General features: G+C 55.0%; 23 protein-coding genes. 10 read left to right on the forward strand and 13 right to left on the reverse strand.

The window, feature by feature from the left end:
* Nucleotides 1–649: metallophosphoesterase (locus M3436_09700; protein MDQ3564392.1), on the forward strand; the 649-nt coding region annotated here is incomplete at its 5' end.
* A gap of 90 nt (nucleotides 650–739) precedes the next feature.
* Here the strand turns inward: M3436_09700 and M3436_09705 are convergent.
* A complete protein-coding gene (locus tag M3436_09705) occupies nucleotides 740–1,177 on the reverse strand; it encodes a DUF411 domain-containing protein (GenBank protein MDQ3564393.1) in 438 nt (145 codons plus the stop codon).
* A gap of 162 nt (nucleotides 1,178–1,339) precedes the next feature.
* On the opposite strand from M3436_09705, the gene M3436_09710 reads away from it, so the two are divergent.
* Nucleotides 1,340–1,861, forward strand: coding sequence for a hypothetical protein (locus M3436_09710; protein ID MDQ3564394.1), 522 nt, complete (start codon nucleotides 1,340–1,342; stop codon nucleotides 1,859–1,861).
* A gap of 308 nt (nucleotides 1,862–2,169) precedes the next feature.
* Nucleotides 2,170–2,985, forward strand: coding sequence for a methyltransferase domain-containing protein (locus M3436_09715; protein ID MDQ3564395.1), 816 nt, complete (start codon nucleotides 2,170–2,172; stop codon nucleotides 2,983–2,985).
* 6 nt (nucleotides 2,986–2,991) lie between these two features.
* Here M3436_09715 and M3436_09720 read toward each other — a convergent pair whose 3' ends face one another.
* Together M3436_09720 and M3436_09725 are read right to left on the reverse strand one after the other, a co-directional pair.
* Nucleotides 2,992–3,690, reverse strand: a complete 699-nt coding sequence (locus M3436_09720) for an SDR family oxidoreductase (protein MDQ3564396.1) — start codon at nucleotides 3,688–3,690, stop codon at nucleotides 2,992–2,994.
* Nucleotides 3,691–3,783: 93 nt separating this feature from the next.
* Nucleotides 3,784–3,996 (reverse strand): hypothetical protein, encoded by a 213-nt coding sequence (locus M3436_09725; protein MDQ3564397.1) that lies wholly within the window; start codon nucleotides 3,994–3,996, stop codon nucleotides 3,784–3,786.
* Nucleotides 3,997–4,394: 398 nt separating this feature from the next.
* Here M3436_09725 and M3436_09730 point away from each other — a divergent pair, with 398 nt between their 5' ends.
* From M3436_09730 to M3436_09760, 7 genes are all read left to right on the forward strand, one after another.
* Entirely contained in the window at nucleotides 4,395–4,901 is a 507-nt protein-coding gene (locus M3436_09730) for a DUF1043 family protein (GenBank protein ID MDQ3564398.1), read from the forward strand.
* Nucleotides 4,902–5,433: 532 nt separating this feature from the next.
* On the forward strand, nucleotides 5,434–7,152 hold the full coding sequence (gene pilB / locus M3436_09735; GenBank protein ID MDQ3564399.1) for a type IV-A pilus assembly ATPase PilB: 1,719 nt from the start codon (nucleotides 5,434–5,436) through the stop codon (nucleotides 7,150–7,152).
* A gap of 12 nt (nucleotides 7,153–7,164) precedes the next feature.
* Nucleotides 7,165–8,391 (forward strand): type II secretion system F family protein, encoded by a 1,227-nt coding sequence (locus tag M3436_09740; GenBank protein ID MDQ3564400.1) that lies wholly within the window; start codon nucleotides 7,165–7,167, stop codon nucleotides 8,389–8,391.
* A 217-nt stretch (nucleotides 8,392–8,608) separates the two neighbouring features.
* Nucleotides 8,609–9,430, forward strand: a complete 822-nt coding sequence (locus M3436_09745; GenBank protein ID MDQ3564401.1) for an A24 family peptidase — start codon at nucleotides 8,609–8,611, stop codon at nucleotides 9,428–9,430.
* A complete protein-coding gene (gene coaE / locus M3436_09750; protein MDQ3564402.1) occupies nucleotides 9,364–10,029 on the forward strand; it encodes a dephospho-CoA kinase in 666 nt (221 codons plus the stop codon). Before M3436_09745 ends, coaE begins: the two co-directional genes overlap by 67 nt.
* A gap of 95 nt (nucleotides 10,030–10,124) precedes the next feature.
* Nucleotides 10,125–10,955: a cell division protein ZapD gene (gene zapD / locus M3436_09755; protein MDQ3564403.1), complete on the forward strand. Its 831-nt coding sequence runs from the start codon at nucleotides 10,125–10,127 to the stop codon at nucleotides 10,953–10,955.
* Complete coding sequence (locus M3436_09760) at nucleotides 10,952–11,080, forward strand: DNA gyrase inhibitor YacG (protein ID MDQ3564404.1); 129 nt, start codon at nucleotides 10,952–10,954, stop codon at nucleotides 11,078–11,080. Before zapD ends, M3436_09760 begins: the two co-directional genes overlap by 4 nt.
* 70 nt (nucleotides 11,081–11,150) lie before the next feature.
* On the opposite strand, the gene M3436_09765 is transcribed toward M3436_09760, so the two are convergent.
* From M3436_09765 to murC, 10 genes are all read right to left on the reverse strand, one after another.
* Nucleotides 11,151–12,116 carry a Nudix family hydrolase gene (locus M3436_09765; protein ID MDQ3564405.1) on the reverse strand — a complete coding sequence of 322 codons (966 nt, stop codon included), beginning with the start codon at nucleotides 12,114–12,116 and terminating at the stop codon, nucleotides 11,151–11,153.
* Nucleotides 12,117–12,190: 74 nt separating this feature from the next.
* Nucleotides 12,191–13,390 carry a bifunctional glutamate N-acetyltransferase/amino-acid acetyltransferase ArgJ gene (gene argJ, locus M3436_09770; GenBank protein MDQ3564406.1) on the reverse strand — a complete coding sequence of 400 codons (1,200 nt, stop codon included), beginning with the start codon at nucleotides 13,388–13,390 and terminating at the stop codon, nucleotides 12,191–12,193.
* Nucleotides 13,391–13,441: 51 nt separating this feature from the next.
* Nucleotides 13,442–16,150 carry a preprotein translocase subunit SecA gene (gene secA / locus M3436_09775; protein ID MDQ3564407.1) on the reverse strand — a complete coding sequence of 903 codons (2,709 nt, stop codon included), beginning with the start codon at nucleotides 16,148–16,150 and terminating at the stop codon, nucleotides 13,442–13,444.
* A gap of 598 nt (nucleotides 16,151–16,748) precedes the next feature.
* Entirely contained in the window at nucleotides 16,749–17,660 is a 912-nt protein-coding gene (lpxC, locus tag M3436_09780) for a UDP-3-O-acyl-N-acetylglucosamine deacetylase (protein ID MDQ3564408.1), read from the reverse strand.
* 87 nt (nucleotides 17,661–17,747) lie between these two features.
* Entirely contained in the window at nucleotides 17,748–18,887 is a 1,140-nt protein-coding gene (gene ftsZ / locus M3436_09785) for a cell division protein FtsZ (protein ID MDQ3564409.1), read from the reverse strand.
* A gap of 51 nt (nucleotides 18,888–18,938) precedes the next feature.
* Nucleotides 18,939–20,171: a cell division protein FtsA gene (gene ftsA / locus M3436_09790; protein ID MDQ3564410.1), complete on the reverse strand. Its 1,233-nt coding sequence runs from the start codon at nucleotides 20,169–20,171 to the stop codon at nucleotides 18,939–18,941.
* On the reverse strand, nucleotides 20,158–20,859 hold the full coding sequence (locus M3436_09795; protein ID MDQ3564411.1) for a cell division protein FtsQ/DivIB: 702 nt from the start codon (nucleotides 20,857–20,859) through the stop codon (nucleotides 20,158–20,160). The genes ftsA and M3436_09795 overlap by 14 nt, the downstream gene beginning before the upstream one ends.
* Before the next feature lie 68 nt (nucleotides 20,860–20,927).
* Entirely contained in the window at nucleotides 20,928–21,875 is a 948-nt protein-coding gene (locus M3436_09800; GenBank protein ID MDQ3564412.1) for a D-alanine--D-alanine ligase, read from the reverse strand.
* Nucleotides 21,872–22,831, reverse strand: a complete 960-nt coding sequence (gene murB, locus M3436_09805; GenBank protein ID MDQ3564413.1) for a UDP-N-acetylmuramate dehydrogenase — start codon at nucleotides 22,829–22,831, stop codon at nucleotides 21,872–21,874. Before murB ends, M3436_09800 begins: the two co-directional genes overlap by 4 nt.
* Nucleotides 22,825–23,978, reverse strand: a 1,154-nt coding sequence (gene murC, locus M3436_09810; protein ID MDQ3564414.1) for a UDP-N-acetylmuramate--L-alanine ligase, incomplete at its 5' end; no start/stop codon positions are given. The genes murC and murB, both read right to left, overlap by 7 nt.

Below are 23,978 nucleotides of genomic sequence, written 5' to 3' on the forward strand. Positions count from 1 at the left end.
CGATTTGCATCTCGATATGGACGGGGATTTCCCGCAGGTTTTGGCGGAGCGCGTTCAGGGCATCGACCACGATATTTGCGTGATGACCGGCGATTATCGCTATAAGACCTTCGGAAGCTGCGAAGCAGCGCTGAAAGGCTTAGAGCGCTTGCGCTCGCAACTCAAGGATCCCATCTATGCGGTGCTGGGAAACCACGACTCGCTGAAAATGGTGCCGGCCATGGAGGACCTGGGGATACGCGTACTGTTAAATGAGTCCGTCGCCATCAATCGGGGCGGGGTGGTGTTGCATTTAGCCGGGATCGATGACCCCCATTACTATTGCACCGATAATTTGGAGCGCGCCTGCGACGACATCGATCCTCACAATGTCGCTGTCCTGCTCGCGCATTCACCCGAAATATACAAGCAAGCGGCTCACGCGGGTTTCAAACTGTTGCTCTGCGGACATACCCATGGAGGTCAAATCTGCCTGCCCGGACAATGGCCGATTATTTATGACGCCAAATGCCCCCGCCGGATGGCGCGTGGCGCCTGGCGCTACCACGATCTCCAAGGTTATACCTCGGCGGGCGCGGGCTCATCCATCGTGGAGGTAAGAATCAACTGCCCGCCGGAGATCACCGTCCACTGCCTGCGCCACGCGTAGCAGCGGATACGCTTGCGTGCGTCAACGTCCCGCCTCTGCGCTTCACCCCCCGAAGCATGCACGGGAAACAGCGATTCAGCGCCCTCCAATTTAGCGCCGCTCGAACACCTTAGTCTCGCCCGCGGTGTCAAACGAAATGATTTCATAGGCGTCTTTTCGGTCCCCTTCCATGCCGGGAGAGCCCATGGGCATGCCTGGCACGGCGATCCCCGTGACCTTGGGGCGTTCCAATAGTAGGCGTTTGACCGCATCCGCCGGTACGTGTCCCTCGACCACATAGCCCCCGGCGATGGAGGTGTGACAGGCGGCGAGGTGTCCAGGCACCGCATGCTTTCTTTTAATCTCGTCTAAGTTTCCTACATCAAGAGCCTTAACCTCAAAGCCGTTCTGACGCATGTGCTCGACCCATTTCTTGCAGCATCCGCACTGCGCACTCTTGTATACCGTGATCTCCGCAGCTAGGGCTGCCATTGGCAACGCGGCAAAGAGAAGCGCAAATCCCCCCCTCAAAAATACATGTTTTATCATCGTCATGCTCGAATACTCCTTGGACGAAAAAATACGTGCAGCCGCACCGGTCAATAGACACCGGTGGCCGGTATGCGTTCGGCGAATAATGCGCGCCGTGCTTGCTGAGGACTCCCTAGGTTGCTATTGTTCGCGCCTCGTTTTCGAGTAGAGATTGTAACGATGCCGCTCACTAAAGCCGAGATCCAAGCGCTAGGGATAGTTATCGTCTTACTGTGCATTCCGGTATTACTGCGCGTTGAGGTGAAGAACAAGGCGTCGTGGGTGCTCTACTATCCCTTCATACCCATCATTGCTTATATACTCTATGAATGGGCGATCAAACTAAACATTCCCAATTACGGCCTGCGCGTCGACTTGATATTGATGTGGCCAATCCTCGTGTTGGTGCTGGCGAAATCATGGTTCCGCTGGATGCGGCTCGGGAAAGAATCCAAGTTACCGATTACCTCAGCTTCGGAGTTCGCGATTACCTCCTTTGTCGCCGGGATGGCGGGTTTTATTATCCCTTTGTTTTTCATCTGTCCGCTCATGGCCGTCGTTTACGGTCACCGCGCCATTAACGAATCGGCACAACAGGAGTTTAAAATGAAAAAGCTTGCCGGACTGGGATTAATGGCTGGCTACGGCGGGTTATTTTTCGCCGCGATGGGTTTGGTCAATTACTTTTCACAAGGCCCCTAGGTAGGCAGCGGACGCCGCGGATCTTAAGCATTAGGGTACAGGGAATTAGTCTATGTGTCCGCAGCCCTGTGATAAGCGGTGCCGCGACGCTAAAAAGACAAGACCCGATTGCGACTACCGTTGCCCACAGGATTTCAAAGCGAAACGGTAACTGTTTGAACCACCCATTGAAATCCATATGTTCCAACGCCATTATTACTTAAAATTTAAACCTGTCCCCTAGAGGCGAGCCGAGCTATCGTTGCGTTCCAGGGGACCGTGTGGGGTCGGCTCAGGTAAGCCCACGGCACGAGAATAACGAGGTCGTCATGAAAAAAAGCATAAAATCAGGGTTGGGCGGGAAGAAATCGCGGCGAAACGGGCATGTTCACATGGATCTCGACGCGGTACGCAGCGCCTATCGGCGCTACGCGGGCTTCTACGATGTCTATTTTGGTCCGGTAATGCAGAAGGGCCGTCACACGGCGATCAGGAAGATGGGGTGCAATCCTGGGGATCGGATCCTAGAAGTCGGGGTCGGCACCGGGCTCACGCTCGATTTGTATCCGCCGGACGTCGAGATCACGGGAATTGATGTGTCCTCAGAAATGCTTGAGCGCGCCCGCGCTCGCAAGGAACGCCTTCGCCTCGACCACGTTGTCGCTCTGAGCGTGATGGATGCGGAACGGACGCATTTCAGCGACCATACCTTCGACAAGGTTGCCGCGATTTATGTGGCCTCCGTAGTACCCCATCCAGAACGCCTCGTAAACGAGATGCGCCGAGTCTGTAAACCCGGTGGTGAACTATTTTTTCTAAACCATTTCAAGAGCCGCAATCGAGTGCTGGGCGGTATCGAACGATTTCTTGCCCCTTTGTCGCGCCTTCTTGGCTTTAGAACGGACCTGTCATTGGATACGTTTATCCAGGAAACCAATCTAGATGTTATTGATAAAAGCCGCGCTAACGTCTTTGGGTATTGGGTGTTGATTCGAGCACGCAATAATAATAGGACTCGTTACCCGCGGGCTTTAGATCGTGAAAGCGTATCGGTCAACACCAGCGACCTCATGGCAAAGGAACCGGGTTCGCATATCGAGTACGTGCCGCGCTCGAGCCAACCAAGGTCCCAGTCACCGCCGTAGAGTCAATTACCAGGTGATAAGCGTGCCGTCCAAATTTAAGAATTTTCCGCTGTCGGCGAGCGTGACCTTATCGATAAGCTCGCGTAACCGGCGGACGCTGTTCGGTGCGTCGATCTGGGCGTTAACTCCACCCATATCTGTCTTGACCCAACCGGGGTGCACCACCACGACGGCGATGTCTTTTGGCCGCAGATCGATCGCCGCGCTACGAACGATGGCGTTGAGCGCCGCCTTGGTAGAACGATACACATAACTGCTACCGGAGTTGTTCTCGGACATGCTCGCCATCTTACTGCCTAAGCAAACGATCATGCGCTTCTTGCTACGCCCAACTGAGCCGATCAATGCCTCCATCATTTTCATTTGAGCGATCGCATTGACCCGGAAGGCTTCCAGCCACCGCGCTTCGTCCGTGGCGCCGAACTGCGCATTTCTTTGTCCGTCGATACCGGCATTATTAAGCAATAAGTCGATCGGCGTCTCACCGATTGCGGACACTACCTCTTTGATTTGCTTTCGGTTCGCAATATCCAAGCGGTGAACGGTAACTTGCTTTTGTGACGCCGAAGCGATTCGATTAAGGGCTATGGCCTGTTCAGGATTACGGCAGGTCGCAAACACCCGCCATCCGGCTTGAGCGTATTGGCGCACGAATTCCAGGCCAAGGCCCCTATTACACCCTGTGATTAGAACCGTATAGCGCATGGCCGCTGGTATCCCGCCCTTGAGAATTACCACTCATGACATAGCCTGAAAACTAATGACGCGCCTCGTACACCGGTATGCTCATAAAATCATTCATGACTTCCTGACGTTTTGATCGTATTCCTCGGGCGAAACCAAGTTTTTCTTCTTAAGCCACCCCAGCGTAGCTACACTACCCTCGAACCTGACTTCCCACCCGTTGTTGCAGCCGACCACCACAACGGCATCGGCAGGACTCGCCGCAAACACCACCACTGCGACCGAGCTTAGAAGTCCCGTCCAACGAATGTCGATCCCTTTCTTCATAAACCCTCCAAGTATGCGCTAAATAATGCCTCCGTAGTTTACTCAATATCGCCACCGTATTGAGGATGCATTAAGATGCTCATAAACCGGATTTATGCGGATGAGTTGTATTTACAACACAACTAGTTTTTTAATGGATACAATGACAATGTTGCTATACAACGCACTTATCCGGCTTACACACCTTTATCCAAGTCGGCTTGTTGCCGCATAGTTATAAAAACTATCGGCGCGTCCTGCAGTCTGGATGCCTACATTCCTTCCCATAACGTATTTCGTGCTGACGTCGATTAGGGAAGTGCTAATAGAAAATATTTTAAATGAGACATACACTCGATATACATGCGGTCCCTGCGTATGTCAGGTCGTAGTCTTTAATCATATCAAGGAGATGTTGTATGGAAGATCTTAGGTTGTGGCTCTGGGTGACGACGCCCATCATGTTTGTTTTCGGTATGGTGGTCGGCCGTTTTTTCTCAACCGGGGCAAAACGCATAAAAGCGCTCAAAGCAGAAATCGAACGAATGCGAGCCGATCTGGATAAAACGCGGACGGAGTTCGATCAGACGAGGATAGCCCTTGAAAAGTCGCAATTGGACGCCGATGAATACCACCAAAGGGTGACTGACCATTTTTCTAAGGCCGCCGATCTTTTTAATAGCTTAACTGTAAATTATCGTGCGGTTTATGAGCATCTCGCGAAAAGCTCCCTAAACCTGTGCGACGAGCACATGGTAATGCTAAGTGAAAACGTCCCCGGAGACCGCCGCATTCGGAAAGACGAAACACGAGCCAAACAACCCCAGGGGGCACTAAGGGCGAACGGCGTCCGCACACCGATCTCGAATGCATCCGAAACCTCTTTGGCTCATACCGAACCGAATGCCGAGTCTTTCAAAAAATAAAATTCGGAGACCTAATATTTGCCCCTCCTAACGTAGCAGTCGCGAGAGCGTACGGCAGATTCTCTTTTCGGAGCGTTTAGTTCACGATCAATAAAACACCCGCTATGGCAACATGCATTGATTCAATACGGTCTATGATCGGACCATTTCGTGAATAATATGATTCGTCCCGCATTTTCTCACCGTCTCCGTTTCGCTTTTGTATAAACTCCTGGTTAATCCGCACATCCCGTTATCTTAAGACGTGCTAAGGTTAAGAATTTCTTCTGTAAATTAAAGGAAAGCCATCCTTGTGTCGCTTTATTTATGTCCTAAGAAAGAGGGTCGTTCAGCAGCATTTCAGCCCTAGCGTGTAACGTGACAATAGGGGCGCCCGTGCCACAACGGGGTCTGCGGGAAGGTTCGCAAATTCCCTGTGACGCTACATACTTAGGTGATAAATTAGCCGTTTCCTTTTCAGACGTTAACGAACACAACAGCGCGAGCGGTAAAAAGCGTTCAGCAAGCGAAACAAATGATTCAGCATACGGGTATGTCAGCGACTCCGAATAAACCGCTTTTGACCGGCCTCGCAAGGACACTCGCGGGAGCGGGTTTGCTAAACGAAGAACGCACCTACGAAGCTGCACAATATGCCGCCAAGAAAAGAGTCCCGTTTGTCAGTTACTTAGTCGAAAGTAAGCTTATCAGCAGCAGCGACATCGCTTGGGTAGCGTCGAAAGAATTCGGGGTGCCGCTCTTCGATATCAATGCCTTCGAGTTCGATCCTGAAATCACCAAAATGGTGGCGGAGAATCTGATCAAGAAACACCGCGCATTTCCCTTGTTCAAAAGAGGAAATCGCCTGTTTATCGGTGTCTCAGATCCAACCAACCTGCAAGCGCTGGACGAAATAAAATTCCACGTAGGCGCCAATACCGAAGCCGTTCTCGTCGAAGAAGACAAACTCGCCAAAGCCATCGAGAAGGCCCTCGATGCCGCGGACACGAGCCTATCTCAGTTAGGCGATGATGACCTCGGAAACCTCGAGGACCTCGAGATAGGTAACGAAGAGAAAACGGAACAAAAAGAGGATTCCGACGTTGATGACGCACCCGTGGTTCGCTTTGTCAACAAGGCGCTGCTCGATGCCATCAGAAAAGGCGCTTCGGATCTGCATTTTGAACCGTATGAGAAATATTACCGCGTGCGTTTCCGAATTGACGGGGAACTGAGCGAGCTTGCACGGCCTCCGGTGGCTCTCGCCAACAAGTTCGCTTCGCGAATTAAAGTCATGTCGCGGCTTAATGTAGCCGAGCGCCGCGTACCCCAAGACGGCCGAATAAAACTTAAGATTTCAAAGAATAAGGCTATCGATTTTCGGGTGAGCACCTGCCCGACGCTTTACGGTGAAAAGGCGGTGCTCCGTATCCTCGACTCCGACTCGGCTCGCCTTAACATCGATATGCTCGGATACGAAGATTTTCAGAAGGAAATTTTCTTGAGGAACTTAAAGAAACCGTACGGTATGTTTTTGGTCACCGGACCTACCGGGAGCGGGAAAACGGTTTCTTTGTACACCGGGATCAACATCATCAACACCGTGGATGTGAATATCTCCACGGCGGAAGATCCCATAGAAATAAACCTTCCTGGCGTCAATCAGGTGCAAGTCGACGAAAAAACGGGTATGACCTTTCCCAAAGCCTTGAAAGCGTTTCTACGCCAAGACCCCGATATCATTTTGGTCGGAGAGATCCGCGATATCGAGACCGGCTCTATCGCGGTAAAGGCTGCTCAGACCGGTCATATGGTCATGTCCACGTTGCATACCAACGACGCCCCTCAGACGCTCACAAGAATGGCCGATATGGGCATCCCCGCGTTTGCCATCGCCACGACGATCAACATCATTATCGCGCAACGTCTGGTGCGGAGGCTTTGTTCAAGTTGCAAAAAACCGGTCGATATTCCCAAGGACGCGCTCTGCTCGGAAGGGTTTACCGAGGAAGATCTGGCTACAAGCTTTACGGTATATCACGCCGTCGGGTGTGACCGGTGCAATGGAGGATATAAAGGTCGCACGGGAATCTACCAAGTCATGCAAATCTCCGACGCTATGAAGCGTCTCATCATGGATGGAGCAAATGCGATCGAGTTAGCCGATCAATCGAGAAACGAAGGCATACCCGATATTCGGAAATCCGCATTGAAAAAGGTGAAAGACGGCATCACCAGTATCGAAGAGATCAATAGCGTAACAATGGATTAATGAGGCGAGCTTATGGCAGTTGCAACCTTGAAACAGAGCACCTTTCTTTGGGAAGGCCTCGATAGATTCGGCAAGCGCGTCAAGGGTGAGCTTACGGGCGCTAGCGATGCATCGGTAAAAGCCGTGCTCCGGCGGCAGGGCGTCAACCCGCTGAAAGTTACGAAAAAGCGCGCTTCCCTCTTTGGCGGGGGAAAGAAGAAAAAGATCATTCCCAAGGACATCGCTGTCTTTAGCCGCCAGTTAGCCACCATGATGTCATCCGGCGTCCCCCTAGTACAGTCCTTTGAGATCGTGGGGCGCGGTCATGAAAACAAGAATATGCAAGATCTTCTCCTAGCCGTCAAAGCGGACGTCGAAGCAGGTACTTCACTCGCCGACTCCTTAGGAAAACATCCTTTGTATTTCAACGAGCTCTACGTGAATCTCGTCGCCGCGGGTGAGGCCTCGGGTATTCTAGAATCGATCCTGCATAAGATTGCTACGTATTTGGAAAAAACCGAAGCCCTAAAGTCAAAAATAAAATCGGCGATGTTCTACCCGACTGCCGTGATCGTGGTTGCGTTTATCATCACCGCCATTTTGATGATTTTCGTGATACCGCAATTCCAAAATCTATTTGAAGGATTTGGCGCCGATCTGCCCCCGCTTACAAAGCTAGTCATCACAATTTCAGAATATTTCCAAGAATACTGGTGGGCAATCTTCGGCAGCATCATCGGAACAATTGTAGGCCTCATGCAACTGAAAAAGCGTTCTGTTGGATTCGCCCATTTCTTAGACCGGCTGGCGTTAAAGCTTCCGGTTGTGGGCAAAGGTATCCTTGAAAAAGCGTGTATAGCCCGTTTCAATCGTACTCTATCGACGATGTTCGCGGCGGGTACACCCTTGGTGGAAGCGATGACCGCCGTTGCGGGTGCGTGTGGGAACATCATCTTCCATGATGCGACCATAAGTATGCGCGATGAAATCTCCACGGGAACCCAGCTGAACGTGGCGATGCGCGATTCTAAAATCTTCCCCAATATGGTGATTCAGATGGTGGCGATAGGTGAAGAGTCAGGTGCTCTCGATACCATGCTCGGTAAGGTCGCGGACTGGTATGAACAAGAGGTTGATGATGCAGTGGCAGCGCTAACGAGCTTGCTCGAACCGATCATCATGGCGTTCTTAGGCGTCGTTATCGGTGGCTTAGTGATAGCGATGTATCTACCCATATTCAAGATGGGACAGGTGGTATAATCTCGCCTGTGCGCGGCCACACGCGCCGAAAGCGACCAAGTGGGTATCTACTTCACCCCACCGGCTTCTGGATGTGCCCCCTTTTGGTGGGAACCGAAGCAACTAACCACAACATATAGATCCAGGTGGGGCTAAGTGGATACGCACTAGCGACCAATTAGTGTTAGAAACCCTAGCTGTATTCTTCGAGACGACCCCGCCCGCGTTTCCGATCTTCATGAGTTTGATTGGACTCGCGGCGGGGAGTTTTCTCAATGTGGTTATCCATCGCTTACCACGGATGATGGAGCAAGAATGGCGAACCCAGTGCGCGGAATTATCTGGTCATTCCGACGGCTTCCCGACGTCACGATTGTCCCTAGCATCCCCACGTTCCTTTTGCCCTCATTGCGGCTATAAGATCACTGCGTTAGAGAATATCCCTCTCTTGAGCTATTGTTTTCTGAAGGGCCGCTGCGGGGCATGTGCCGTGCCGATATCCTTGCGCTACCCGTTGGTCGAGCTACTAAGCGGCGTAACAGCAGCGGCGATTGCATGGCGCTGGGGTTTTAGTTTACAAACCCTATGCGCGGCTTTCTTAAGCTGGAGCTTAGTTGCACTGAGCTTCATTGACATGGATACGAAGTATCTGCCTGATTCGATTACGCTCCCATTTCTTTGGTTCGGGATCGCATGTAATTTTTTTGGTGTTTTCACCGATCTTGAATCCAGCGTCGGCGGTGCCATGGCAGGCTATTTAAGCCTGTGGATCGTTTATCAATTGTTCAAGCTCGCCACCGGTAAGGAAGGGATGGGCCACGGTGATTTTAAGTTGCTCGCGATGCTCGGCGGCTGGATCGGCTGGCAGGCAATACCGGTTATTATCGTATTGTCATCGTTCGTCGGCGCCGCGGTCGGCATCACCCAAATCGCATTTCAAGGAGCGGATCGCGGCACCGCGATACCTTTTGGGCCCTACCTCGCTTTTGCGGGATGGATTTCGCTACTCTGGGGGAAGGATCTCGTCACAGCCTACATGCGGTGGATAACGATAGCATAGCTAAGAGAATTGCACTGACGGGTGGGTTTGGCGCGGGAAAATCCACCGTGTGCGCCGTTTTTGCCGGCCTCGGCGTCCCCGTAATCGACGCCGATCAGATCGCACGCGAATTGGTTACGCCTAGCCAACCTTTCTTAACCCTGATAGTCAAAACGTTTGGAAACGATGTTCTCGATAGTCATGGTGAATTAAGGCGCGCGGCATTGCGGAAGATAATTTTTAACGATGCGGCGCGGCGTAAGCAGCTTGAAGCGATACTGCATCCACACATCTTGCAGGAAATGCAGCTACGCGCGCAATCGGTCCGCGCACCCTATTGCATCTGCTGTGTCCCTCTGCTCCTAGAAACAGGGCAGGTCTCGAATTTCGACCTCGTTGTGGTCGTCGACACGCCGATCGAGATTCAATTAGAGCGAGTCATGCAGCGCGATCATTTGACAGCAGAAGAGGCTAAAGCGATCATTCGGATCCAAGCCTCGCGCGAGGAACGTCTCGAAGCGGCCGACTATGTTCTAACGAATGACGCAAATTTGGCACATATACAAAGGCAGGTGCACGCGTTGCATAAGCGCTACCTCGCTTATGCCAACTCTCAATAAGAGGCCTCTATAGCTTGGCGTGCCGGGCTGCCCATTAGCAACGCGAATTCACTGTAGCGCTGCGATACGTTGACGAACCCGGTGTAGCTTCAGTCATGACAGTTGAAACGTCTCGTTTAACGCCCGAGCAGAGGGAGTATGCTCCATTGACGGAAGGTGGCGCAATCATTACCTATGAGCAACCCTTGAATGAACGTGTCCGCGTCTTGCTTCGTTTAGAACACCTTTTTCTTTTCATTTCCGAGCGTATTAGCGGTTTCTCGGAATGGGATAGCCGTGCCGCGTTGGGCGGGTTGATCGACATCACGGATGTTCTCTGGCGGTCTGATATTAAGGGTGAATTGATCAAGGAGCTTGAGCGCCATTTAGCGACTTTTAGCCGCCTTAGAAGCAATCCTCACGTAGACTGTCATCGCCTCAACGAGACGCTGTTAAACCACGATAAAACGCTGACAATCTTGAAACACCCGGGTTATCAGGCCGGCCACACGCTCCGGCAGGATGAGCTCATTACCGCCGTTAAACAGCGAACTGCCATTCCGGGCGGTACCTGTAATTTCGATCTGCCCGCGTATCACTATTGGCTGAATCGCCCGTCCTCCCATAGGCTTCCCCGCATACATGCCTGGCTAGACGAACTGTCTGTGATCAGAGATGGGGTATTACTTGCGCTCCACGCGATCCGTGACAGCGCTTATACGACAAGAGTTTCCGCCCTAGGCGGTTTCTATCAGCAGTCCTTGGAGCCGACTGTTGCTCACCAACTGATTAGAGTTCAATTGCCTTCCGCAGCGGAGTTGTTTCCAGAAGTTAGCGCCGGTAAACACCGTTTTACGATACGCTTTTTAGAACAGCCTGAAACCTCTGCACGCCCTGTTCAAACAGGGAGCGATGTCGAGTTTGATCTACAGTGTTGTATTTTATGAACGCACGCTGCCCCGTATGTCGCAAACCGGTGGATATCTCCAAAGATAATCCATGGCGCCCCTTCTGTTGCAAGCGTTGCAGGATAATCGATCTCGGTGAATGGCGGGCGAAAAGCGCAAGATAGCGGGCAACGATTCAGCACCTCTCGGCAACGCCGACGACTTTTTCGAATCGCGACATGTCCTGGCCGCCGATTAATCCGCTGAGGTCTTAACAAGGCGAGCCGTAGAGTAAGACTCCTTTGCTGTCCAGAGACTTCGTATTGCCGCAACCCCTTGGGCGCCGCACCGCCACGCCGTTTCGAGATCGCGCGCGCTCAGACCACCTAAGGCATAAACAGGCTGCCGCGCGCCCCTGGCAAGCTCGCTAAATTCTTGCCATCCGAGCACTGGGCTTCCTGGATGCGTACCCGTCCTACGGACTGGGGATAGCACAATAAAATCGACACCAATCTCATTTGCCCATTCGACCTCAACACGGCTATGACAGGAGGCTGCAACCCAATAGGAGCTGGCAACAGGGCACTCCCGCAACTCACGTAAACGTCGCGCCGAAAGATGTACGCCATGCGCGCCAAGTGACACGGCGGTTCGCGGCGAAGTATTCAATAACAACATGGTCTCATGCCGATTACAAACCTGGAGCGCCTCGCGCGCGAGCCTCTCGTATCGCGATATCGGCATCTCCTTAGACCGCAACTGGAACATCCGAATACCGGCGGATAAACACTGATCGAGTTGCCCGAGAAAGTGATCGAGATCCCCACTGGGCTCGGGGCTAATCAAGTATAAAGGAGGCAACCGAAGCGCTGTAATAATCGGTTTATTCGCCTCGGGAAAGGTTTTCTCATCGAGATCCGCTGTGCCTGACCAAGTAATAGCTTGGCCTTCACGGCCGTTAGCAATTCCACGCCACTGTTCGACGCGCCAGCAATCCAGAAAAACCTCTCTATCTTGGTAGATATGTGGTACCTGGATAAAGGGCCGGTAGGAGACTATTGTTATTCCAAGTTCTTCAAACAGCTCCCGCTCCAAAGCTTGGGTTACGCCTTCTCCCGGTTCGACTTTTCCGCCCGGAAATTCCCATAATCCGCCATGAAAAGCCGTAGCTTTTCGCTTCGATACGAGAACTTCACCGCGCTCATTTACGATGACGCCCACGGCAACGTGCACCGGTCGTCGGCCGTAGGATTTCACCTCAACCAACGGAAGAACGGGCAAGAGCAGAAAAGTTCTTAGGTACGGTAACCGGCGTTGATTCGAACATAATCGTAGGACAAATCACATGTCCACACCTCGCTATTGGCGCTACCCCGACCCAGCTCGATGCGAATAGCAAGCTCGGGTTTTGCCATTGCCGCCCGGGCTTTTGCCTCGCTATATCCTACCGCCCGTGCGCCGGCGGAAACCACCACTACATCGTCAATGCTAATGCGCACGCGCCTAATATCGAGATCCCTGGGCGCCGCGCGGCCGAGCGCGGCAAGGATACGGCCCCAATTCGGATCCGAGGCAAAACATGCTGTCTTAACCAGAGGTGAATTGGCTACCTCACGAGCGATAAGCGTGCACTCCTCCTCGGACTCGCCGGCGCGCACCTCCACCGAGATAAACTTGGAGGCGCCTTCACCGTCGCGCACGATTGAGTGCGCGAGCTTCAAGCTGACATCGAGAATAGCCGTATAGATCATCCGCCCCTCGCCGCTGTCGATATCCTCGATGAGCGGAAGAGCGGATCGGCCTGAAGCAAAGAGAACACAGGCGTCGTTCGTCGAGGTGTCGCCGTCGACCGTGATCCGGTTGAACGTACAGTCTACGATTCGTTTCAACCCTTGCTGCAAAGCACTTAGCCCTAGAGCCGCGTCGGTTCCGATAAACGCCAGCATGGTCGCCATCTTCGGTTGTATCATTCCGGCCCCTTTTGCGATCCCGGTCACTGTGATCGTCCGACCGCTCACCTCGACTCTAGCCGAACACGCTTTCGGCACGGTGTCCGTCGTCATGATGGCCCGCGCCGCTGCATCCCATCCGTCCGCTGCCAACTTTCCGACAGCTTCAGGAATCGCGCTCCTGATCTTTTCTACCGGGAACCGCTCACCGATAACACCGGTTGAAAACGGCAACACGGCCTCGTCCCTGCAAACCGCGAGGCCGGCCAGTTGCCGGCAGCTCGTCAGCGCATCGTCTATTCCCTGCGAGCCCGTGCCGGCATTAGCGTTACCCGAGTTAATCAACAAATATCTTGGCGGACACTGCGCGATGTGCCTACGTGCGAGGATCACGGGCGCGGCGCAAAAGCGATTCTGTGTGAATACCGCGGCGCTTGCGGTACCTTCACACAGCTCGATCACCGCAAGGTCATCACGGTCCATGTGTTTAATGCGGGCAGAGGCCGTACCGAGGCGGATCCCAGGTACCGCCAGGAGGCTGTTCATCCGTGCGGAGGAATCGTCATTGACCAGTGTCCCGCCGGATTTACCGTACGCTCATACAAGCTTTCCGTGGCACTGTTTGTATTTCCGGCCGGAGCCACACGGGCACAACGAGTTACGGCCAATCTTAGGATGCTGACGCGTGACTGGCGATTTCACCGTCGGCCCGGGCGGGGCGGCGCTTTGACCTTGATCCTCTAAGGAACTCCCCGCTTCCGCATGGCTGTACTCGACCGGTGCGGCGCGCCGCCGCTGCCGTTCCACGGCTTCGACATCTTCTTCCGCACGCACCTGCACACGCGAGACGATCCCTATGACATTGCGTTTAATCTCTTCCAGCATTTGTGAGAACATCTGAAATGCCTCGCGTTTATATTCTTGTTTGGGGTTTTTCTGTGCGTATCCTCGCAGATGGATCCCTTGCCGCAGATGATCCATCGCTGCGAGGTGCTCCTTCCAGTGTGCGTCCAAGACCTGTAACATCACTGCCTTTTCGAAATGGCGCATGACCTGCGCTCCGGCAACAGCTTCTTTCTGCTCGTAAGCGCGTTCGATTTCGCGGAGCATTTTGGCGCGCAAGGACTCTTCATCGAGCGATCCATCCTGCTCCAGCCACCTCTTGATCTCCAAGCGCTGACCGAACTCGCTCTCCATAGCATCCTCGAGACCCTGCAGATCCCATTGCTCATCAAAACTCTGCGGCGGAATGTAGGTATCGATCATGTTGTAAACAACGTCGTGTTGGATCCCCTGAATATTTTCCGAGATATCCTCGGCATTCATAAGCTCGTTGCGCTGCTCATAGACCACCTTGCGCTGATCATTGGCGACATCATCGTATTCTAGGAGTTGCTTTCTTATATCGAAGTTGTGCCCTTCGACTTTGCGCTGGGCGTTTTCGATCGCACGTGTGACCCAATGATGCTCGATCGCTTCGCCTTCTTGCATACCCAAGCGCTGCATGAGCCCGGCAACTCGATCGGAGGCAAAAATACGCATGAGATTGTCTTTCAGCGATAGATAAAAGCGGCTGGATCCAGGATCGCCTTGCCGCCCGGAGCGGCCGCGCAACTGGTTATCTATGCGCCTCGATTCATGGCGTTCGGTACCGATCACGTGAAGCCCCCCTGCCGTTACGACCTGATCGTGCCTGTGCTGCCATTCGGCTTTCAAGCGCGCGACCGTGACCTCGTCCGGGTTCTCGATCGCTTTCATCTCTTCGTCTAAACCGCCTCCGAGCACTATATCCGTTCCGCGGCCCGCCATATTGGTGGCGATCGTGATCGCTCCAGGCCTCCCCGCCTGTGCGATGATATGCGCCTCCTTCGCATGAAATTTTGCATTCAATACCTGGTGTTCCAAGCCTTCCTCTCGCAACAGAGCGGACACAAACTCGGAGGTTTCGATCGATGCGGTCCCGACCAGAACCGGTTGGCCCCGAGCGTGACAATCTTTGATATCATCGACAATCGCCTTGAACTTATCTTCTTGAGGCAGGTAAACAAGATCTCCCAGGTCGTCACGAATCATCGGCTTATGCGTGGGAATCACGACCACTTCCAGGCCGTAAATCTGCTGAAACTCATACGCCTCGGTATCCGCCGTGCCGGTCATCCCCGAGAGCTTGTGGTAGAGCCGGAAGTAATTTTGAAAGGTAATCGAGGCGAGCGTCTGGTTTTCATTTTGGATCGCCACCCCCTCCTTGGCCTCGATCGCTTGATGCAGTCCTTCTGACCAGCGTCTTCCCGGCATCGTCCGTCCGGTAAACTCATCGACGATGATAATTTCATTATCTCGCACGATATACTCGACGTCCTTGTGGAATAGAACATGTGCCCGCAGGGCCGAACCGATGTGGTGCATCAATGCGATGTTGCCAGCACTGTACAAACTTTCACCTTCCTGCAATAAGCCTTCTTGCGCAAAAAGTTGCTCGACACGCTCATGTCCCTGCTCGGTCAAATAGGCTTGTTTTGCCTTCTCGTCCACCGTGTAATCGCCGGGACCGTTTCCGTCACGCTGCCTGGAAAGGTTGGGAATAAGTTTGTCAACCCTGACATAAAGATCGCTACGATCTTCGGTAGGGCCGGAGATAATCAATGGGGTGCGGGCTTCGTCGATCAGGATCGAATCGACTTCATCGACGATCGCGAAATTCAAGCCCTTTTGCACGCGGTCGGCCTTGGAGAAAGCCATGTTATCGCGCAAGTAATCGAATCCGAATTCATTATTGGTTCCGTAGGTAATATCCGCGCCGTAGGCCGCCTGCCGCTCTGCTTGTGACAAGCCCGGAACAACAACGCCGGTGCTCATGCCCAGGAACTCGAATATTCTACCCATCCACTGGGCATCGCGGCGGGCTAGATAGTCGTTTACGGTAACGATATGCACCCCATTTCCGGTTAGCGCATTGAGGTAAGCGGCGAGCGTCGCGACGAGCGTCTTACCTTCGCCGGTGCGCATCTCGGCAATCTTACCCGCGTGCAGCACCATCCCGCCGATAATCTGTACGTCGAAGTGCCGCATGTCGAGCGCCCGTCTTCCGACCTCGCGGACCGCGGCAAACGCTTCCGGTAGGAGGTCGTCTAGCGCCTCGCCATGGCCGTACCGATCTCGAAGCTCCTGGGTCTTCGCCGCGAGTTGCGCGTTGTTCATTGCAGCGCAAAACGATTCCAGTTCGTTGACTCGCGTCACCGTCTTTGTCATCCGCTTCAGGAGTCGCTCGTTACGGCTCCCGAAAACGCGGCCCAAGAAACCACTGATGTTCAGGTTTGCACGCATAGGTATGGGAACTTATCTAAAGTAAGAAATGCATTGAAAGCAACTGCTATAATCGAAACTAGTATGCGCATACCGAAGCCCAGATCGTGAACTGACTACGGACGCCCGACGGTGCCTCGCCAACCCCACCAAGCCATCGCCATTGGTATGCTGCTCAATATTAATCCTTCCGGCCGGTGCGGGAAACTGGTCAACCATGCACGGCGCCTCGCCGCGTTAGAGGGTGCTCTACTTAGCGTGTTGGCGCCCGAATGGAAACATCATTGCACGGTAGCCAATGTGCAGGACCAAATGCTGGTCGTAAGCACAACTTCGCCCGTTTGGGCGGCCCGCGTCCGGTTGATGGCGCCCCAGCTCATGGAGCAATTACAGGCACAATGCCCGAACGAGACCCTGCGCGCCCTTCATGTGAGGATCCACCCGCGGATAGAAACAACGCACAAACCGAACGCTACGCGTCCCGTTCTGTCATCAGGCAGCGCTGCCCTCTTGCTCTCTGTATCGAAACAGTGCTCGGATCCCGGTTTGGGACTCGCCTTAGAGCGCCTATCAAAAAACGGTTAAGTACCTTTCAAACCTCTTATACGGCCGGCGATGGACGCATGAAGTTGATCGGCAATTCCACTTCGTCCTTGAAACTAACGAGTTCCCACGCTGTTTTATCTTCCAACAACTTCCGCAGCAACCGATTGTTTAATGCATGTCCCGACTTGTGGCCATGAAATGCACCGATAAGGCTGTGACCCAATAAGTAAAGGTCCCCGATGGCATCCAGAATCTTATGTTTTACAAACTCGTCTTCATAGCGCAGACCGTCTTCGTTTAGCACGCGGTAATCGTCAACGACGACGGCATTGCTGAGGTTCCCTCCCAACACCAAATTCATTTCGCGCAGCATCTCGACCTCCTTCAGGAATCCAAAGGTGCGAGCGCGGCTGACTTCCTTTACGAACGAGGTGGTCGAAAAGTCGACCTCCGCGAACTTGCACGACTCGCGAAAAAATGGATGATCGAACTCGATGGAGAATGACACTTTAAAGCCATCGAAAGGCTCAAATTTTGCCCATTTATCCCCATCTTCGACCGCAAGCTGGCGTTTGATGCGAATAAACCGCTTCGAGGCGTTCTGTTCCTCAATGCCGGAAGACTGTAGCAGAAAGACAAACGGCCCCGCGCTCCCGTCCATGATCGGAACCTCGGGCGCACTAACATCGACATAGGCGTTATCGATACCGAGGCCGGCGAACGCAGACAGCAGGTGCTCCACGGTGGAAATACGCACCTCACCCCTGGCAAGGCTGGTCGATAGCTGCGTATCACCGACGTTCTCGGCGCGCGCCCGGATTTCCACCGGTGGATTGAGATCCGTACGGCGAAAGATGATCCCGGAGTTTGCCGCGGCGGGGCGTAGCGTCACTAATACCTTTTTTCCGGTGTGTAAGCCTACCCCAGTGGCGCGAATGACATTTTTGAGAGTGCGTTGTTTTATCATGTCCCCCTCGCTCGCCAGTAGTTGTTATTGCAAGTCTAACATGCGATACCGCAATGCAACAAAAATGCCTCCCGTGTCACGCAAGCGTTAATCCGCCTGCCGTCTTAAGAAGGCCGGTATGTCAAGATAATTTGGGCTGGCCTTATCGAGAGTTACCGGATCTTTGTCTGCCTTGTTGCGAATGACCGTCGGGCGCTCGAGCGCCTTGTAATCGATCTCGGCGACAGGCTTGGATTTGTTCAGCACCACCGGTTCCGCGAGCGAGCGCGGCTCGCTGCCGATGCCCGTGGCGACGACCGTCACGCGCACCTCATCGGTCATGGCCGCATCGATCACGGTTCCCACCACCACGGTTGCGCTGTCGGATGCAAAGCCCTTAATGGTATTTCCGACTTCCTCGAACTCACCCATCGTGAGCTCCGGTCCCGAGGTAATATTCACTAAAATTCCCTTGGCGCCGGAGAGATTAACGTCTTCCAGCAGGGGACTCGCTATCGCCGATTCCGCCGCAACGCGGGCGCGGTCGGGTCCCGTAGCCACGCCCGATCCCATCATCGCCATCCCCATCTCCGACATCACCGTGCGCACATCGGCGAAGTCAACATTAATGAGACCCGGGCAGGTGATCAGCTCGGCGATCCCTTGAACGGCCCCCAGTAATATGTCGTTAGCGCATCTAAAGGCATTCAGCAGACTGATCTCCCTGCCGAGCACGGCGATTAGCTTCTCGTTCGGGATGGTGATCAGCGAATCGACGTATTGGCTGAGGTGCCGGATACCGTCGCCTGCGATTTCGGCGCGCTTCTTACCTTCAAACGCGAAAGGTTTCGTCACCACGGCCACCGTGAGGATGCCCATCTCCTTGGCCACCTGCGCCGCGATCGGCGCCGCGCCCGTCCCCGTCCCGCCACCCAGTCCGGCAGTGATGAACACCATGTCCGCGCCGTCCAAAACATCCATGAACCGATCGCGGTCCTCAAGCGCAGCTTGCCGCCCTTTCTCCGGATCGGCGCCCGCGCCGAGGCCCTTGGTGATATTGCTACCAAACTGGATGATGGTCCTGGCCGAGCAGTTTTTCAACGCCTGAGCATCCGTATTTGCACAGACGAATTCCACCCCGTCGATCTTGGCTCCCAGCATGTGCTGAACCGCATTGCCGCCGCCCCCGCCGATCCCCAACACTTTAATTACCGCACTTTGAGTATAGGTATCCATTAATTCAAACATTGCCTGACCTCCGCTCGTTGTAGTACCCGCATTATCATCCCGTCGTTAAGCCTAGAAATGTCCCTGAAACCAATTTTTCATCCGCTCCCAAACCCCGGACAAACCACCCTCGACGCGCGAGGGCCTAGAACCGCTTCGTGCGCTATCGCGTCCAAACAACAACAGACCCACGCCTGTCGAATAAACAGGGTTTCTAACCACGTCCACCAGTCCGGTCACATTCTGAGGCACGCCCAAACGTACCTGCCGGTGAAATACTTCTTCGGCCAGCTCGATGGCCCCTTCCATCTTCGAGCTACCGCCGGTAAGCACGATGCCCGCGGCCATCATCTCTTCGTAACCGCTGCGCTTGAGCTCCGCTTGTATCAGTGAGAACAGCTCTTCAAAGCGAGGCTCGACGACCTCCGCCAGTGTTTGCCGCATGAGCCGTCTGGGAGGCCGATCGCCGACGCTTGGAACCTCTATGGTCTCTTCGGGACTCGCGAGTTGCGTCAGCGCGCACGCATATTTGATCTTGATCTCTTCCGCATTATGGGTAGGCGTCCTCAGGGCCACGGCGATGTCATTGGTCACCTGGTCGCCCGCGATAGGAATGACCGCCGTATGCTGAATGGCGCCATCGATGTAGACGGCGATATCGGTCGTTCCACCTCCGATATCGGCCACGCACACCCCGAGGTCCTTTTCATCTTCGGTAAGCACGGTTTGGGCTGAAGCGAGCTGTTGCAGGATCATGTCATCGACTTCCAACCCGCACCGCTTCACGCATTTGACGATGTTCTGGGCCGCGCTTACCGCACCGGTCACCACGTGCACCTTAGCCTCCAGCCGGACCCCGGACATGCCGATGGGCTCACGGATCCCTTCCTGACTGTCGATGACAAATTCTTGCGGCAAGACGTGGAGGATTTTCTGATCCGCGGGAATGGCGACCGCACGCGCCGCATCGATGACGCGCTCGACATCGCTATGCGTCACCTCGCTATCCCGGATCGCGACGATGCCGTGCGAATTCAAACTACGTATGTGGCTACCCGCAATCCCGGCATACACCGACCGAATCTCGCACCCGGCCATTAACTCGGCTTCTTCGATGGCTCGCTGTATCGACTGAACAGTGGATTCAATGTTGACGACCACGCCCTTTTTTAGCCCACGGGACGGATTCGAGCCGACCCCGATGACTTCTACGGTTCCGTCCGAGGCTATTTCGCCGACGATCGCAACCACCTTCGAGGTGCCAATATCGAGCCCCACGATTAGGCTTTTGTCAGACCTTTTCACCCAGCGACTCCTTTAGACTGGCGGCTTTACCCGTGCGCACGGCGAAGCCATTCGTGTAACGCAGATCGACCCGCGCCACCGCACCGCTAATCGCCTTTGGATAGTGTTCGATGAAACGGCCGACCCGGCGATCGAACTCGGACTTGCCCACGATCACAAGCGGACCGCCCCGCAATTCGAAGCTCCAGGAGCGCCGCGGGCTTAGCTTTAAGCTCACCACCTCCAGCCCGATCTCAATCATACGACGCTGTAGATCGCGGAACTTGGTGAGCACTTGAACCTCCGTGGCGTTGGGGCCAATGAGCTTAGGAAGCCCGAGCGGATAGGTATGTTGCGGCGGACGAAACAAAACACCGTCGTTACTCAGCAGACCCTTATCTCCCCAACGAGCGGCAGGCCGCTGCTCATGCACCGTGACCTTGAGGCCATCGGGCCAGACCCGCCCCACCGATACGCCTTTGATCCACGGATAATGGCTGAGATCATCTTGTATCTCCTTAACACCTACCGTAAAGAAACCACCGTACACTTCCTGAGCGATCAGCACCCGGAGATCGCCCGGTTTGATGTGACGAAACTCGCCTTCGATAAACACCTCGCGAATGGGCATTGCGGCCGGATCGGTGATCCGTGTCACCGCCCATGCAACCAGCGCGGTCAGATCCACGACCACAAAAACGGCGACCAATACAATCCAACGATAGTTGTTGCAGCAAACCGGGGTTTTTGCAATACGCCGATTTCGCCGCTGCCGCTTCACGCCACAACCCCGTTTTTCGTAGCCTTGGCGATCCGCGTCAAGCGCGCCGTTTGCAGTATCTTCATCACCAGATCGTCAAATGATATGCCGGCGGTCTTCGCGGCCATCGGGACCAGGCTATGGCTCGTCATCCCGGGCACCGTGTTCACTTCGATAAGCCACGGCCGGTCCGCACGATCAACCAGCATGTCAACGCGCCCCCAGCCGCGCGCACCCAAGGTTTGAAAGGCGTGCACCGCCAACGCTTGATACTCGCGCTCCCGCTCCACGGGGAGCTCCGCGGGGCAAATATAGCGGGTGCGATCGTCGTGATACTTTGCCTCGTAATCGTAGAATAATCGCGGCGTCTCCAGCCTAATCATCGGCAGGGCTTCTTCGTGCAGCACGGCAACGGTATATTCGCGCCCGGTTATCCAGCGCTCCGCGATGATGCTCTCATCAAACTGAGCGGCGGATTTCCAAGCCGCGCTTAGGCTCTCCGGATCGTCCACCTTGCTCGCGCCGATGCTCGAACCCTCGCACGCGGGTTTCACCATGATGGGCAACCCCAAGGCGGAGACGACAGCCTGCGAATCAGAATCCTCTTGCATCTCGACGAAAGGCGGCGTCGGCAAACCGACGCCGATCCACACCCGTTTGGCTTTGATCTTGTCCATCGCCAACGCCGAGCCCAACACGCCGCTTCCCGTGTATGGGATCCGCAAGGTTTCGAGGGCGCCTTGGATTTGTCCGTCCTCGCCACCCCGGCCATGCAGGGCGATAAAAGCGCAGTCATAGCCGCCGCTTCGCAATCGTTCCAACACTTGCGCGTCGAGATCAACAGGCGCCGCATTCACCCCCTTGCGCTTGAGTGCCGCGAGGACCGCATTCCCGCTCTCGATCGAAATCACACGCTCCGCCGAGTCACCGCCCATGAGCACCGCCACGTGCGTGAACTTACTCATGCATCCTCGCTACAGGCGGCCCGCGTAGGTTCGCCCACGATCTTGACCTCCGGCGCCAGCCGTACGGCTTGCGCCGACTCCACCGTCGCTTGAATCTTCTCGATCAGGGCTTCGATGTCGGTTGCGGTTGCCTTCCCGAGGTTTATTATGAAATTAGCATGCTTTTCCGAGACACGGGCTTCGCCGACGGACAAGCCTTTCAGGCCGCTTGCTTCGATCAGGCGAGCCGCGTGATCCCCGGGGGGATTGCTAAATACGGAGCCGCAACTGCGCTGGTGGATCGGCTGTGCAGCCGCCCGCCGCATCATGAGGGACTTGATGCGTTGCATGCCGCGACGCTCGGGATCCGGCTCTAGAGCCAGTTCGGCGCCTAGGAACCATTCATCATCTTGCAGGCCGCCAAGGTGGCGGTAACCCGGAACGAACGCCTGCCGTTCGCGTGTCCGTCGGACGCCTTCACGGTTCACGGTTTCAACGCTTCTTACGAGATCCCACGTCTGTCCCCCGTAGGCGCCGGCATTCATCGCGAGGCCCCCCCCCAGGGTCCCGGGAACACCCGCTAAAAACTCCCCGCCCCGGTAACCGGCTCTTGCGGCAAAGCGAGCCACCTGCGCGCACGCGACTCCGCAACCGGCCCATAAGGTATGCACGCGGGTTATTTCCAGTCTGTCGAAAACACCCACTGTACAAATCACCGTACCGCGGATCCCGCCCTCGCGCACCAGCAAGTTACTGCCCAGACCCACCCACAAGACCTGTTCCGTGCGCGGGAGCCAGCGGATAAAGGCGACGAGATCGTCAACATCGGCGGGAACATAAAACCGATCCGCGGGTCCCCCGACACGCCACGAGGTATGCCTGGACATGGGCTCGGCGTAGAGTAGTTCGCCTCGTAGCGGCGGGTGACATTCCCCGTTCGAGATTCCCAGGGACGGCGCGTGCGGTTGCGTTAACATACCGCCGCCAACTCTTGCCCCGCGCCGTAATAACGCCATAGTTGTGGTGCAATGGCGCCAACATTGCCGGCGCCGAGCATAAGCAGGATGCAGCCGTCGCTGACCAGCCGCGGTAACGCGGCGGCCAGTTCCGAAGGTTGACCGAAAAGCAGAGCATCGGCGCCGCCGCGGCGCTGTATGGCGCGGCACAGGGCGCGGCTGTCGGCGCTCGCGACGTAGGTTTCACCTGCCGCATAGGTCTCGAACAAGACTAAGGTATTTACGGATGATAGAACCTCGACGAAATCCTGGAACAAGTCCTCGGTACGCGTGTAGCGATGGGGCTGGAAAGCGACGACCAGTCTCCGATCGGGCCAGCCCGCCCGCACCGCCGCCAAGGTCGCGGCGATCTCGCGTGGATGGTGACCGTAGTCATCGATCAAAAGCACGCGCGCCGCTCCGATCCGGATCTCACCTAACAATTGCGATCGCCGGGCAATGCCCTCAAAGCGCTCCATGCCTGCTTTAATCACCTCATCAGCGATGTTGAGCTCGCGCGCGACAGCGATCGCCGCGAGCGCGTTCAAGACGTTATGTGCCCCCGGTAAATTGAGCGTGAGGTCCATCGAGCTACCCTCCAAAGAGGTGACTCGAAAGTGCGTGGTGCCGCGTTCTTGCCACAGCACCTCCGCGCGTATGTCCGCCTGCGTGTCGATCCCGTAGGTCAGCAATGGCCTTGAGACGCACCCTAGAATGTTCCGAATGACCGGGTCGTCCATACATACGACGGCCAACCCGTAAAACGGCAGGTGATGCAAGAACTCTAAAAAGGCCTCGCGCAGGCGGGAAAAATCATTGCGATAGCTGCCCAGGTGATCGGCGTCGATATTGGTCAGGACCGCGATCACGGGTTTGAGATACAGAAACGAGGTGTCGCTCTCGTCGGCTTCGGCGACGAGGTATTTCCCGCTCCCGAGCCGCGCATGGCTCGCCACGCTATTCAGCCGCCCGCCGATCACGAAGGTGGGATCGAGACCGGCCTTCGCCAAGAGACTCGCGATGAGGCTCGTGGTGGTCGTTTTTCCGTGGGTGCCCGCGACCGCGATCCCGTAACGAAAGCGCATGAGTTCAGCCAGCATCTCCGCGCGCGGCACGACCGGTATTCTCC

It is taken from the genome of Pseudomonadota bacterium (assembly GCA_030859565.1).
Lineage (GTDB): Bacteria > Pseudomonadota > Gammaproteobacteria > JACCXJ01 > JACCXJ01 > USCg-Taylor.